General features: G+C 31.7%; 9 protein-coding genes. 5 read left to right on the top strand and 4 right to left on the bottom strand.

Annotated features, from left to right (window positions below):
• Positions 1 to 118: 118 nt before the first annotated feature.
• The 3 genes from A5893_RS15425 to A5893_RS15435 are packed head-to-tail and all read right to left on the bottom strand — an operon-like array spanning position 119 to position 4,176.
• A complete protein-coding gene (locus A5893_RS15425; protein WP_068823490.1) occupies positions 119 to 1,285 on the bottom strand; it encodes a glycosyltransferase in 1,167 nt (388 codons plus the stop codon).
• Complete coding sequence (locus A5893_RS15430; RefSeq protein ID WP_068823491.1) at positions 1,286 to 3,487, bottom strand: exopolysaccharide transport family protein; 2,202 nt, start codon at positions 3,485 to 3,487, stop codon at positions 1,286 to 1,288.
• Entirely contained in the window at positions 3,487 to 4,176 is a 690-nt protein-coding gene (locus A5893_RS15435; RefSeq protein WP_068823492.1) for a TolC family protein, read from the bottom strand. Before A5893_RS15435 ends, A5893_RS15430 begins: the two co-directional genes overlap by 1 nt.
• Positions 4,177 to 4,579: 403 nt before the next feature.
• On the opposite strand from A5893_RS15435, the gene A5893_RS15440 reads away from it, so the two are divergent.
• From A5893_RS15440 to A5893_RS15455, 4 genes are all read left to right on the top strand, one after another.
• The gene (locus tag A5893_RS15440; protein ID WP_068823493.1) at positions 4,580 to 7,120 is read left to right on the top strand and encodes an Ig-like domain-containing protein; all 2,541 of its coding nucleotides are present in this window, start codon (positions 4,580 to 4,582) and stop codon (positions 7,118 to 7,120) included.
• Between the two features lie 5 nt (positions 7,121 to 7,125).
• On the top strand, positions 7,126 to 8,055 hold the full coding sequence (locus A5893_RS15445; protein ID WP_068823494.1) for a PorP/SprF family type IX secretion system membrane protein: 930 nt from the start codon (positions 7,126 to 7,128) through the stop codon (positions 8,053 to 8,055).
• A gap of 9 nt (positions 8,056 to 8,064) precedes the next feature.
• Entirely contained in the window at positions 8,065 to 10,167 is a 2,103-nt protein-coding gene (locus A5893_RS15450) for an OmpA family protein (RefSeq protein ID WP_068823495.1), read from the top strand.
• A 101-nt stretch (positions 10,168 to 10,268) separates the two neighbouring features.
• On the top strand, positions 10,269 to 10,493 hold the full coding sequence (locus A5893_RS15455) for a CDGSH iron-sulfur domain-containing protein (RefSeq protein WP_068823496.1): 225 nt from the start codon (positions 10,269 to 10,271) through the stop codon (positions 10,491 to 10,493).
• Positions 10,494 to 10,496: 3 nt separating this feature from the next.
• Here A5893_RS15455 and A5893_RS15460 read toward each other — a convergent pair whose 3' ends face one another.
• Positions 10,497 to 12,617 carry an FUSC family protein gene (locus A5893_RS15460; protein ID WP_068823497.1) on the bottom strand — a complete coding sequence of 707 codons (2,121 nt, stop codon included), beginning with the start codon at positions 12,615 to 12,617 and terminating at the stop codon, positions 10,497 to 10,499.
• A 282-nt stretch (positions 12,618 to 12,899) separates the two neighbouring features.
• Here A5893_RS15460 and A5893_RS15465 point away from each other — a divergent pair, with 282 nt between their 5' ends.
• The gene (locus A5893_RS15465) at positions 12,900 to 14,027 is read left to right on the top strand and encodes a DEAD/DEAH box helicase (RefSeq protein ID WP_068823498.1); all 1,128 of its coding nucleotides are present in this window, start codon (positions 12,900 to 12,902) and stop codon (positions 14,025 to 14,027) included.
• Positions 14,028 to 14,061: the final 34 nt, after the last annotated feature.

Consider the following 14,061-nt stretch of genomic DNA (forward strand, 5'->3'; position numbering starts at 1 on the left):
AAAAAATATACGAGAACAGCACAAATAATGATAGCTAACGTTCTTTTAAAACGAATTAAGTTAGCTTCATTTCTTTCTTTAACCGTACCTGTTGGATCTATTCTCATTTTAAATGTAATTAATCTATAATTTCTTGATGCTTAGTTGCTACCGATATTTTGTTTGCTGATCTTATTTTTGTCAACGACAAAACCTGGTAAAACATAAATTTTGGTATTCCTATTAAAGCATTATAAATTCTTTTATCAGCTTTACTTTTTGATAAAGCCAATAAAAAACTGGCTATAAAAAGCACAAATCCTAAAAGCCAAATCATATAATTTAATCCTAAAATTATATTGATAAACATTGCAAAAACAGATAGTAGCAAAAACACAAATAGGGGAGGTCTTATTAAAACAAAACCAAAAATAAATTGGTTTAGCGATGGTGTTGAAATTCCCCTGTTTATTAATCCAAATCCATAGCTAAAATATTTAAACCAGGTATTTATCCATCGTGATCTTTGTTTTACCAATTGATCTTTGTTGGATGTTTTTTGATCATAAACTATTGCTTTGGTATTAAATGCTATTCTAATATTTTGTTTTACCATCCAGTTTTGTAAAACTTTATCAAAACCTGCACCGCTTACTTTATTGTTTTTTAAAAAATCTTGATAAAGATTAGCCTTAAAAGCCATTCCTGATCCTGCTAATGTTGCTGATGAGCCACTTTTAAATAATAACTCTCCATCATAATAATGGTAGTAAATATCCCTGGCTGCATCTAAACAAGCATAAGTGGTGTCCAAATTTTTAGCTTCCCTTATTCCTTGTACTGCTTTAAAACCAGCTGCAAAAGTTTTATTTAACTCTTCGAGGTAATGTTTGTCAACTATATTATCACTATCAATTATCGTTATGATATCATGTTTGCGAATAAAATGTTGGGTTGCATATTCATGAGAGCCCGTATTGCTGGCAATAATTTGAACTGGTTTTAAAACCTTAATCCTTTCATCCTCAAAAATCAAAGACGTTATGTCACAATCATCCGCAATTAAATAAACAATAAAGTTTTGATTGCTTTGATTTAGAATGGAATCTACAACACTTTTAAGTTGAAAAGTTTGCTGGTAAGCAGTAATGATAACCGCAAAATCAAACTCTTTTTTTTCTTTATCAATATACAAAGAACGCTTTTGAAACTTACTAAAAACAAATAAAGCAATAGGGAAAAATAGGTGGAATCCGATAAGGATTTGTAAAACCAACCAACTGATCTCTATTGCTTCTTTTATCATTTATTCTATAAAGTTAGCATTAAAATTACTTTCATTCTTAATCTTAGTTTCTGCCGATACTTTATTAATTACCCATCCAATAAACTGTCCGTTTAATCCTTTAAGGTAATTGATATGTTGCTTTTTACCAGTTGTTAAACTTTGGTTTGCTTCAAAAACACCCATTACTTTATCAGAAATGGAGTTCCATTCTTTAGCTTTACTTAAAGTTTCTAAAGATGGAGTTTCAATTAATATCACATCAAACTCTGATCTTAACTGATCAAAACGTCTGTTTACAGTCTCTTCATCAGCAATCTCGAATAAAGATTTGTCCTCACCTTTATTTCCCATTACCATTATACCTGCACTAAATTCTGCAGAGCCCAAATTTCCTGTTTTAAGAAAGTCTTCAATAAAAAATTTAGAGTTAGAATTTTCTGTAATACTTGGATGATCAAAATTACCATCAATTAATAATACTTTTTTACTAATTACTACATAAGAATAAGCAATACAAGCCACTAAAAGAGTTTTACCTTCACTATTATTCATACTAGTGATGTTTAAAACCTGACCTTTGGTTTGAGCTGACATTGGCGTTAACTCTCTACTAATCTCATACCTTGCAGATCTCAATTGTTTTTTAAGCTCCTGCATTTCTGGGTTAGAATGTAAATTACTCCAAATTTCCTTAAGCGCTAAACTTGCAGAATTAACACGGTTAATTTTTCCTAATACTGGAATTTCTGTAACCTGTGCAAGTTCTCTTGGCGTACCAATCTTATTATCAAAATAGAAAATGATAAAGAAAACCAATAAACAAAATACAAAACTGATGATACCACTTAAGATAATTAAAAGCATCTTTTTAGAAGGAAGCTCTACACCAGGGTTGGCCACTTGAACCTGTCTTAACCTTGATGTTAAACTAGCATCTAAACTGGCATCATTATATTTGTCTAGAATATCTAAATATTCACTACTAGCAATATCAATTTTACGTTCTAAAGATTGAATTACAGCTTCATGAGGTACCAATTTATCAAATCGGTTATTCATATCTGCTAATTCACGCTTTAATAAATTTAAGCTGTATCTTGCGATATCATAATCTACCTGTAGTCCTAATTTTTTAACTATTAGATCTCTTTTTTGGTTTAATGGATTATCAATATACTTATCAGAAGCGGTAAGTATCTGTTTGTTCATTACATCCATTAAAGAATCTATAGATGATTTATAAGTTTCCTCAAACCCACTTTGAACATATTTTTCAGTAACAAGTGCAAGCTCTTTTTTAGTCTGAACCAAAGCCTGATTTATTTTGGTTAACGAAGCTTCAAAATATCTTCTTTGATTTGGATCAAAGTTTTTATCGATGTTTGATATGGTACCTTTTAAAGAAACAATATCTTTTTCAGCTTCTTGCTTACGTCTTTCATATTCTGCAGAAAGTTCATACATCTTCCTCGATTGTTCTTGCAAGTTGATGATCCTGTTCTTGATTTTGTATTCCTTTAAAGCTTGCACATTTTTATTAAGAGTGTCACTTTTAACTTTTGCTTTCTCTGATAAAAATCTAACCGCTTTATTTTGATTTTCCTTTAAAATAGAAGTGTAATAGATTACAAACTCAGTACATTCTTTATTAACTACAAATGCTGATAATTCTGGGCTTTCAGATGTATATCTTACCGAGATGAAATCACTAGTTTCTAATCTATCTGCAGTTAAATTATTTAAGATGCTTTCTGATGTATAATCCATAGATTCTAACATCTCATAAAGTTCTTTGTCCTCAGTGTCAAACCTGTTAATGGTTTCTCTGTTAGAAAATTTCCTTTTATAATTATTTAAAAGTTTTCTTCTTTCCACCTCAGATAAGTCTTTAATCTTACTGCTCCATTCTCTAAAAGGTTTTTCAGAAGTAAGATCATGAATCATTAATTGGTAAGAAACCATATTAACAATTTTCTGCAACTTCATAATCTCAATTAAGTTAGAGAATTCTCTGATTACACTACTTTCCTGCTTATCCGCAGTATTTGATAAAACCTGTGTTTCATCCACAATACCAGTTGCAATTTGCCCTTCTGCCACATATTGATCTTCCAGGTTTCTTACCAAGAAAAATGCAATAATAATGGTGATAATAGGCACTGAGACTATTACGAACCTGTATTTATAAAGTAGTTTATAAAATTTCTTTAATTCTTCCATTATTTTATGTCTTCTAATTTGGTTATGGTCAATTCTTCTATTGTTGCTTTTGCGGTAAGGTAAGTAGCCTCAGCTTCTAATTTTTGCTTGCTAATACTACTAAAGTTTACAAGAGCTTCGCTATAAACTCTAAATTCTACTTCGCCTCTTTGGTATCTAACTCTTAAATCGTTTAAAAGTCCTTCTGCATCCTGTACACTTTTAGAAAAAAGTTTTACAGTATTCAGTTGTTGTATATATGTATAATATCTTTTCTTAACCTCAACCTCTAATGTTTGTGCATATTGGCTTTCATTAGCTTCAGTTAATAACAAATTTTCTTTTGCAATTTTTATCTTGTTAGGTTTTTGCAAAATATCGGCTACGTTTATATTAACTCCAAATTGAAGTCCTGTAACAAATGGAGAATTGTTAGAATTAAATACAGTGTTGGGATTTGATAAATAGAAAGCATTTAAAGGGGAAAACCAATTCAACCTTTGTCCGTTAATGTTCAATTTATCAATGTCCTTTTGTATTTGATATTGTTTAACAGCAGGATAGTTTTCTCTTGCTGTTGCAAGCAATTTTTCTAGATACAAATAATTTACATCCTGAATCATACTTTGTTGAGCTTCTACTTTCTTAGTAAAAACAGATAAAGACACAATTAGCATTAAACAATAAATTCTTCTGAAAGAGCTATTCATAAAAAAAGTTTAAGTTCTTGTGATTTGAAGTAAAAATTCCTCAAATCTCCATGCTCTCTTTAGACAATATAATGCCAACTTCTAAACATTTTTATAAAACAAAGATGTTATGGGCGTACATACTAATGAAGCCTTATTTATTTAAAAATCAGCTTTTTTTAATTGGGGAATTTTAAAAAGAATCCCTAAAAAATCGGGGAATTTAATTCCTAGTTGTGGAAGTTTATTCTTGATTAATTATTATTGAGATATCATTAATTTTGTTTTGAATTTAAAAAATATTGCTCTCAATAACGTCTATGACTATTATAATATCATACGCTATTAAAACTATCTTAATGGATTGATATTTGGACATAGGACTTTGCAATTTAAAAATTGTACAAACTAAATAACGCTCAATATGAAAATTAAATCTTTACCAAGTCTGATTATGACTATGGTATTTGTGTTTATAAGTTTTTTAACTAAAGCACAATTACCATATTTTCAAAGTTTTAAGGAGACAACAGCAAGCAATATCCAATTTGGAGGTGCACCAACTGCTGTTTTAACTGCCGCATCTGGAATAGATGCTCCTGGAAATGGGTATTTAAGACTTACAAACGGTCTTGTGAATCAAAAGGGATATATATATGGAACCGATAACTTTACTACTAATCAAGGTTTAAGTATTTCTTTTGAATATTTCACCTATGGTGGTAGTGGTGCAGATGGAATTTGTTTTTTCCTGTTTGATGCTACAGCCAACCCCTTTAATATTGGTGGTTTCGGTGGTTCTTTAGGTTACGCACAATTTAATTTAACTAATCCAACTTCTCCTGGTGTTAGTAAAGGTTATATAGGCGTTGCTTTAGATGAATTTGGAAATTTTCCTAATCCAAGAGAAGGACGTCAAGGAGGTATAGTTGGTCCTGGTTTTTATGGTATTTCTTCAAAATCTGTCGTAATAAGAGGTAAAGGAGATGGGGCTGCTGAAGTGCCAAATAATTATAGATATCTAACTTCTGTAACTGCAAGTAGTAAAGGTGTAGATTTAGTTGATGATGGTGCAGCTACAATGCGTTCTCCAGATAGTACTCAATTAGGATATAGAAGAGCTTTTGTAGATTTAGAGCCTAACCCAAGTGGTGGATACAATGTTTCCGTAAGAATTAAAGTAGGTGGAACACCCACAAAAACAACCACAGTAATTGATAAGTATTATTATCCAGATTTAGCTCCAGCTTTAGTAAGATATGGTATTTCTTCTTCTACAGGAGATTTAACCAATTTTCATGAAATCAGAAATTTGAGGATTAATGTTTTTGAACCTCCTTTTACAAGCCCTACAGCTTTAGATGATATCATTACAGAATGTACTAGTAAAACGACCATCATAAATGTGGTAGCAAATGATGCTTCTACTAACGCTGGTGGTAGTATAGATTTAACATCTATTGATTTAGACCCTTCAATTGCGGGTGATCAAAAGAGTTTTCTAGTTGTTGGTAAAGGAACTTTTACTGCAAATACAAATGGAACTATAACTTTTACTCCTCTAAATAATACTGTTACAGGCCCTGTTAACGCGAGATATGCAATATCAGATAATTTTGGTTATAAATCGGCACCTGCAAATATTATCATAGCAGAACCCGTTACAATAATTCAGGCCAATGCTGGTCCAGATCAGTTAATTAATATTAGTACTGCAACGGGTACAGTAACAATTACTGGGAACGCACCTGCAAATTCTTCAGGTAGATGGGTTCAAACTTCGGGACCTGCAGGTACAATTATTAGCTCTCCAAATACACCATCAACTAATATCACTGGTATTAATGGAACTTATATTTTTACATATACTTTAACAGCACTAGGACAATGCCCTGTTACAGATGATGTGCAAATCATCATCAATGCAATACCAGTTGCGGTTAATGATGTTGCTACAGGAGTGGTTAATACTCCAATTCCAATTAATGTAATTAATAACGATACAGATAGAGATGGAAATGCAACAATTAATTTAACAACAGTTGTAATTAAAACTCAGCCAACCAATGGCACAGTTACAGTAAACCCAGTAACTGGCGTGGTTACTTACACTCCAAATCCAGGTTACTCGGGTCCGGATAGTTTTACCTATACTGTTAAGGATAATAGAGGTGCAGAGTCTAACCCTGCAACTGTAAATATTATTGTACCAACACCTCCAAAAATTGGTTTGGCTAAGTCATTAATTGATATAGTCGAACAACCAGATGGATCATTTAATGTTAAATTTCAATTCAACATTAAAAATTATAGTAATGTTGATTTAAAAGATCTTTCCTTGAAAGATGATTTAGCGGCATCATTTCCTGGCACTACAATCAGGGTAATAAGTTTAACATCAACGGGTGTTACAGCTTTAAGTACCAATCCTGCATTTAATGGCACATCACTAACTGAAATGTTGAATGCTAATAATCTACTACCTGGCAATGCAACAGCACAAATAGAATTAGTGGTTAACATTACCGTTTTAGGAAGTAATTTTAACTTTAATAATACAGCGATAACTGAAGGAACTTCTGTAACAGATGGAACAAAAACCTCCGATCAGTCTACGGATGGTGTTTCTCCAGACCCAACAACTCCAAATGATGTAACTCCAGCTGTACCAACACCAGTGATATTTATAGTGGATCGGATTTTTATTCCTGGTGGTTTTTCCCCTAATGGCGATGGTACCAATGATAATTTTGTAATACCTAACTCGGGTTTAACCCCTGTTGATTTTGAAGTTTATAACAGATGGGGAAATATTGTTTATAAATCTCCTAATTATTTAAATACTTGGAACGGAACCGCAAATAAAGGTTTATTGATTGGTCAGGATTTACCAGTTGGCACCTACTATTACATAGTAATCTACAACGGTAAAAAGTACAACGGATACCTAACTTTAAACAGATAATAGTCATGAAAAAAATAATATATACAAGCATTTCTTTTTTGATGCTGTTAGCTCTTACAAAAGAAACTAAGGCTCAACAAGATGCCATGTACACTCAGTATATGTTCAATACTTTGGCCATAAATCCAGCCTACGCTGGTAGCAGAAATGTAATTTCGGCAACGGCTTTGTACCGTAATCAATGGACAGGTTATGATGGTGCTCCAAAAACAAGTACATTTTCAATAGATGCCCCAATTAATGATAAAAGAATTGGTTTGGGACTGCAAATTTTTAATGATAGACTGGGTATTACAAACACAACTGGTTTTGTAGTATCATCTGCTTACAGGATTAGAATGGAAGTGGGAACTTTATCATTTGGAATACAAGGAAGTGGTAACCATAGAAGAGCAGATTATACACAAGTTAAATTAGATCAGTCTGGTACTTCTATAGATCCTGCATTCCAAGAATTTGTAAGTAGAACCAACTTTAATATTGGTACAGGAATTTATTATAATTCTGATAATTTTTATGTGGGCTTATCTGCTCCAGAATTATTACCTACAAAATTTGGTAGCCAGTCAAGTACCAATCTTTCTAAGCAAGAAATACACCTTTTTTTAACAGCAGGTTTTGTAGCTTCTTTATCTGATGATTTAAAATTGAAACCATCAGTTTTGGTAAAACAAGTTAAAGGTGCGCCAATTGAAGGAGATTTAAACGCGACTTTTTGGATTAAGGATGTTATAGGAATAGGAGGCTCGTACCGTACAAATGCAGATGTTTCTGGATTGTTAGAAATACAGGCTTCCCCACAAATAAGAATAGGATATTCTTATGATCACAGCATTACTAAATTACAGAGCTTTAATAGTGGTAGCCACGAGATTATGTTGCGCTACGAATTTGGTTTTGAGAAAGATAAATTTATTTCACCAAGATTTTTTTAATTCAGAAAAATGAAAAAATTATATATAAGATCAGGTTTTTTTATTCTGTTTCTTTTAGTTGGACAATTTGCGATGTCTCAGTCTAAAGAAGCAAAAATGGTGGCCGCAACTCATTCCTATAATAGTTTAAAATACAAACAAGCTATTATGGAACTTCTTCCAATTGTTTCTAAAGATAGTTCTAATACAAAAGCGGTAGAAATGCTTGCAAATAGTTATCGTTTAACTAAGCAATATCCAGAAGCACTAAAATGGTATGAAAACTTAAGTAGAAAAAGCAATTTAAAAGCCGAATGGGTTTTAAGATATGCCGAAGCTTTGGCTAATGACAAAGAATATGAAAAATCAGAACTCTGGTACAGAAAGTATCTGACCATGGTGCCAAGCGATAGGAGGGCTGCCTCTTTTTCTAAAGCAGATTTAAATGCTATGGGAAAAGAATCTAGTTGGACTGTTAATTATCTAAATTTTAACACTTCTGCATCAGAATATAGCCCAATGCTTTATAAAGATGGTTTGGTTTTTACAAGTAACAGGTATTACAGCAAACCAGTTAAATATGTGTTTGCATGGAACAATACTCCATTTTCTGATTTATATAACCTTAAAGATAGAAATAGCATACAAGAATCTGCTGTTAACTCTGGTGACAGTACAATTAACTCAAGCATGAAAAATGGTGCTTTTAATGATGATAACACTGCGCCAACATCAAATGATACAAAAATTATTGGGGTTTATGATAGAAACGTTTATACTTCTGTTACAGCTAATAATACAGGTGAAGAAATTCCGCCTTTAACGGATAGAATAAATACAAAATTTCATGAGGGTTCATCTGCAGTAGTGCCGGAAGGGATTATTTTTACTAGAAATAATTATTTTAAAGGAAGTAAAGGAACAAGTAAAGATGGTAAGGTTAAGTTAAAGATGTTCACTGCAAAAGGTGAAAATCTTTCTGAAATTGTTCCTTTTCCTTATAATAGTGATCAGTATTCTGTTGGACACCCAACTGTTACAAAAGATGGCAAATTACTGATTTTTGCGTCTGATATGCCTGGAGGTTCTGGTGGTATAGATTTATATTATTCTGTACGATTAGATGAAAAAGGACAATGGAGCCGCCCTGTTAATTTAGGAAGGAAGATAAATACAGAGGGGGATGAAGAATTTCCTTTTATTGATGATGAGAATGTGCTTTATTTCTCATCTAATGGTTTAGCTGGTTTAGGTGGATTGGATGTTTTCTCTGTAACATTAAAAGATTTACAACCAGTGGGATTACCGAAAAATTTAGGTGCTCCTTTTAATTCTTCTTATGATGATTTTGGAGTAGCAAAAACCGGTAAACTAACGGGTTATATGAGCTCTAACAGAGTGGGTGATGATAATATTTACTCATTTGTAAAAAAAGAATTTGGGATTATCTTAAAAGGTAGAGTAACAGATGCAACTACAGGATTACCTCTAAAATTAGCTACTGTAACTTTAAGAAATGGGGATAATGAAGAAACTTTGCCTTTAAATGAAAACGGCGAATTTGAAAAGCCACTTGCTAAAGATTTAGGTTACGAATTAAGAGGAGCGCTAAAAGACTTTTTGCCAGAAAGAAGATATGTTGGTACAGATGGCATTACAAAAGACACCATAATTTACGTTCCTTTAAAGCTAATTGGTGCTAATGATCCTCAAAAGGTAATTATTGATCATTGTGATTCTTTAAAGAAGGTTTTTGCTTTAGAAAACATCTATTATGATTTAGACAAATTTTACATCAGAGCAGATGCGGTTGATAACTTAAGTAAAGTAGTGAGCTTAATGACTAAATATCCGGATATTAAAATAGTAACAAGAAGTCATTGCGATAGCAGGGCGTCTGAAGAATACAATAGAATTTTATCATTTAATAGAGGAGAATCTGCTAAAGCATATTTGGTTAAAAAAGGGATATCTGCTGATAGAATTAGTGTAGAATACTATGGAAAAAGTAGGTTAGTTAATGGTTGTACCGATGGAGTTGATTGTTCTGAGTCACAACAACAAATGAATAGAAGAACTGAGTTTGAGGTAGTTTATAAAGGGATTAATTTAGCATTAATAGATTGTAAATAAACATTAGATTTAAATTTTAAACATTCTAAATAGCGTTCCAAATTAATGGAACGCTATTTTTTTGCTTTATAAAACCTATTTTTGAGCTTAATAAAAATAATATGTCTAAAACAAAACTTACTGTAAATAATAATGGATCGCTAAAAGTTGATGGTGATTTTGAAATAGTAGATAAAGACGGAAACGTTTATAACCTACAGGGCAGAGAAATAGTTTCCATCTGTAGATGTGGCTTATCTGCTAATAAACCTTTTTGTGATGGTTCTCACAAAGGTCATTTTGAACATGAAGCGGTTGCTTTTGCTTTGCCTCCTAAGAAGGTTTAATATTTAAAGCTTTTCGCTGATTTTATTTAAATCAGCGGAAAGCTTATTGATAGACATCAGCTGTTCTGTCAATTCTTCATCAGTCTTATTTTCTGATAAATGAATGTGCAATTTGTTTTTTGTAGTGCCACTCATTTTATCATCTACTTTTTCAATTGCTTCTTCTAAATAAAATCGAGTCTTTCTTATCAACTTTAATTGATCGTTATTTATTTTTGGCTCATTTTCTAAAAACATAGCAGATAAATTTGCCAAATAAGAAGAAAGAATATGATTCAAAACAACAAACTTGTGGATTTCGTTAACATGATTTTGCCTGCTTTTTGGCTCTTTAATCATTCTTTGAAAAGCCGCTGCTAAGTTTGCAGTATTTACATAAACATCTTTCCTTGCCAACTTATAATCAGTTTCTGTTGCAGGCATTAAAGATTGTCTTAAAATGATATGTTCAAAATAATTTAGGTTTGCTTTTAAGATTTTGCCTAAATAAGATTTAAACTGTAAAGATTCCCATCCCGGTAAAAAGAAATAGCTAAATACAATTGCTAATAAAGAACCTAGCAAAGTATCAATGATCCTTTCGCTTACTAAAACTGTGGTATTATTTGTAGCATTTATAAAACTGAATAATATCAGAATAAAAGGAGTCATTGCAATTACGCTCACAATATATTTTACCCTGATAAAACTATAGGTTATTAACATTGCTACTAATAAAATAACGAATTTTAAGGTTTGACTATCAACAAATGTTAAAATTATTGCCCCTAAAATTCCACCAATTATAGTTCCTATCACCCTTTCAAAATTTCTTTTTTTAGTGTTGCTAAAACCAGGTTTTAAGATTACCAGGATGGTTAAAATAATCCAATTACTATGATCCCCAAAGGCAAATAATTTACCGATGATAAATCCTAAAATACAAACTACCGCTAATCTTAGGGCAAATCTAAATGCAGAAGAATTAAGGTTTAAATTGTTTTTAAACAGCTTCCAATCAAAACTTTGATGGTTTACAAAGCGAGATAACTCATCCGGACTTGAGTTTGTTTTGAGCTCTTGAGTTTGTTTTCCAAAGTAATTTTGAATAGCTAATGTCCTGTTATAAATATTACGAAGATTGATTAATATCTTTTTAAGGATTAATACATTTTCCCCAGATTTTTCTAATAAATCAATCTTAGATTTTAAAATATCTAAATCATTAATGGTCATTTGCTTATTAATTGGTTTTTCCTGATAAATTAAACAAAAACCAACATAATTTACCTCAGTAGCAAGCTTAAGTATTAACTCATTAAAATGAATTAAAATATCCTTTTCTTCGTATTTTCTCCTAATCGTGTTATAATCATTATTTGTAGCCATGGTCTGCTCAAATAAATCTACCATATCAACAAAAATTTTCACCATCAACCTTCCTGCATTGGTAGAGTCGTTTAATAATTTACGAGTTTTAAAAAGTGCTTCCCTAACAACATCTAATTGATGGTTCACCTTAATCTGTTGATCAACTAAATCTTTAAAATTATCTTCTACTGAAATCTCTTCGGTATAAAACCTAGCCCTCATTTTTAGGTAATCTGCAATTGCACTAATGCACTCACCTAAAGTTTGTTGTGCATAACGATAAGGTCTGATCTGAGAAAAAGCATTGCTTAATAAAAAATACCAACCGCCTCCAAAAATGATGTAAAGGGAATGTTCAAATAGTTTTAAGGTTGTTTTATTGGGGTTTATATTTAAAACCATAACTAATAAAGCTGCAGTACCAACTGCCGCGGCTCTTTCTCCATAAACATTAAACATGGCGAAAATGAAACAGAAAGAAAATATTTCTATGGATAAAAGGTAAACATTGGTATTTATTAAAGCTGTAATGAAAGAGGTTAAAGAAATAAACAAAATGGTATATAGCATTCCATTTTTCCGGTGTATCCACGGTCCCGGACTATCTGCAATACTCACACATAAAGCGCCTAAAGAAATGGTAATCCCAATTTCTAATAAACCAATCTGAAAAAATATTAAAGAAGGTAATAAAACCCCAATAGTCACTTTTACGCCATCAGAGAAGTATTGTGTATAAAGGAAATCTTTAAAATCTTTAAATTGCTTTATCATTTTTATATACGCAAAAGTAAAGTTTAGAAATTTGTTTTCATTAAAACCTTACCTTTATAAATTAATTGTGGTTTAGTTATTTTTTTATTTGCGTTAACGATTGAAGCGGTATCCTTTTTTTTATTTTCAGAAAAAAAGATTTAGCGGAAAGCGTGTTATAACGCCCTAATTAATAATTGGTTTTTAATGATGATCATTCAAAATAGATGGAGATGATTATTATTATAAGCATCAAATTGAATATAAACCACTCTTTTTTATTAACATTAATAAATTAAAAAATTGAATACTTTCCAAGAACTAGGCGTTTCTGAGCAGTTTATACCCGCATTAACAGAAAACAATATCGTTACACCTACAGAAATACAAAAAAAAGCAATCCCATTTTTAATTAAAGAAGGAACAGATTTTATTGGTCAGGCGCAAACTGGGACAGGTAAAACTGCGTCTTACGGTTTGCCATTATTACACCGTGTTAATCCAGAGTTAAAGCAAATACAAGCCTTGGTTATTTGCCCCACCAGAGAATTGGCTCAACAGATTGCTAAACAACTATTTAAGTTTACTAAATATGCCGATTTTAAGATTTTTACCGAGGCAGTTTATGGTGGAGAAAGAATAGACATACAAATAGGAAGATTAAAGAGGCCTACTCATATCGTAGTTTCTACACCGGGCAGATTAATTGACCTTTTAGAGCGAAATATCATTAATCTTGAAAAAGTTGGTACAGTTGTTTTAGACGAAGCAGATGAGATGTTAAGTATGGGCTTTAAGCCTGATATTGACAAAATATTAGGTTACACCAATAAAAAGGCAAATACCTGGCTTTTTTCTGCAACAATTCCTGATAGTTTAAAAGAGATTATTGATGAATTTATGGCAGCTAATGCCTTTAGAATTGAGGTGGAGAAAAAGGATATTATCAATCAATCAATCACCCATCAATACTTAATCTCGGATATAAAAGATAAAGTAAACGTTTTAAGTCAGTTTTTAAAACTGAAAGAAAATGAAAGAGGAATTATCTTTTGCAGAACAAAAGCATCAGCTCAAACTTTAGAAAAACAGTTAATTGCAAAAAATATCTCAGCAAAAGCCATTCATGGTGATTTAGGGCAAAGGGACAGAGAAAAAGTGATGCGTTTATTTAAAAGTAACAGGCTGCAAATCTTAATTGCAACTGATATTTCTGCAAGAGGAATTGATGTGGATAGTTTATCTTATGTATTGCATTATCAATTACCAGATCAAATGGAGTATTATACCCATAGAAGCGGGAGAACCGCAAGGGCAGGCAAAAAAGGATATTCTATAGCTTTTGTTGCACCTTCAGAATTGAGTAAGATATCGGATTTAGAAAGAGAACTTCATGTTAATTTCGAAAAAATTGACGGTTTAAAAGGGTAGGGGCAAAAATCTTTTTTTTATTCTTTGCGTTAAT

The organism is Pedobacter psychrophilus (assembly GCF_001652725.1).
GTDB lineage: Bacteria > Bacteroidota > Bacteroidia > Sphingobacteriales > Sphingobacteriaceae > Pseudopedobacter > Pseudopedobacter psychrophilus.

Coding starts and splice junctions, on each gene's coding strand:
- A5893_RS15425 (WP_068823490.1), bottom strand. CDS start 1,285: ATGATAAAAGAAGCAATAGAGATCAGTTGGTTGGTTTTACAAATCCTT.
- A5893_RS15430 (WP_068823491.1), bottom strand. CDS start 3,487: ATGGAAGAATTAAAGAAATTTTATAAACTACTTTATAAATACAGGTTC.
- A5893_RS15435 (WP_068823492.1), bottom strand. CDS start 4,176: ATGAATAGCTCTTTCAGAAGAATTTATTGTTTAATGCTAATTGTGTCT.
- A5893_RS15440 (WP_068823493.1), top strand. CDS start 4,580: ATGAAAATTAAATCTTTACCAAGTCTGATTATGACTATGGTATTTGTG.
- A5893_RS15445 (WP_068823494.1), top strand. CDS start 7,126: ATGAAAAAAATAATATATACAAGCATTTCTTTTTTGATGCTGTTAGCT.
- A5893_RS15450 (WP_068823495.1), top strand. CDS start 8,065: ATGAAAAAATTATATATAAGATCAGGTTTTTTTATTCTGTTTCTTTTA.
- A5893_RS15455 (WP_068823496.1), top strand. CDS start 10,269: ATGTCTAAAACAAAACTTACTGTAAATAATAATGGATCGCTAAAAGTT.
- A5893_RS15460 (WP_068823497.1), bottom strand. CDS start 12,617: ATGATAAAGCAATTTAAAGATTTTAAAGATTTCCTTTATACACAATAC.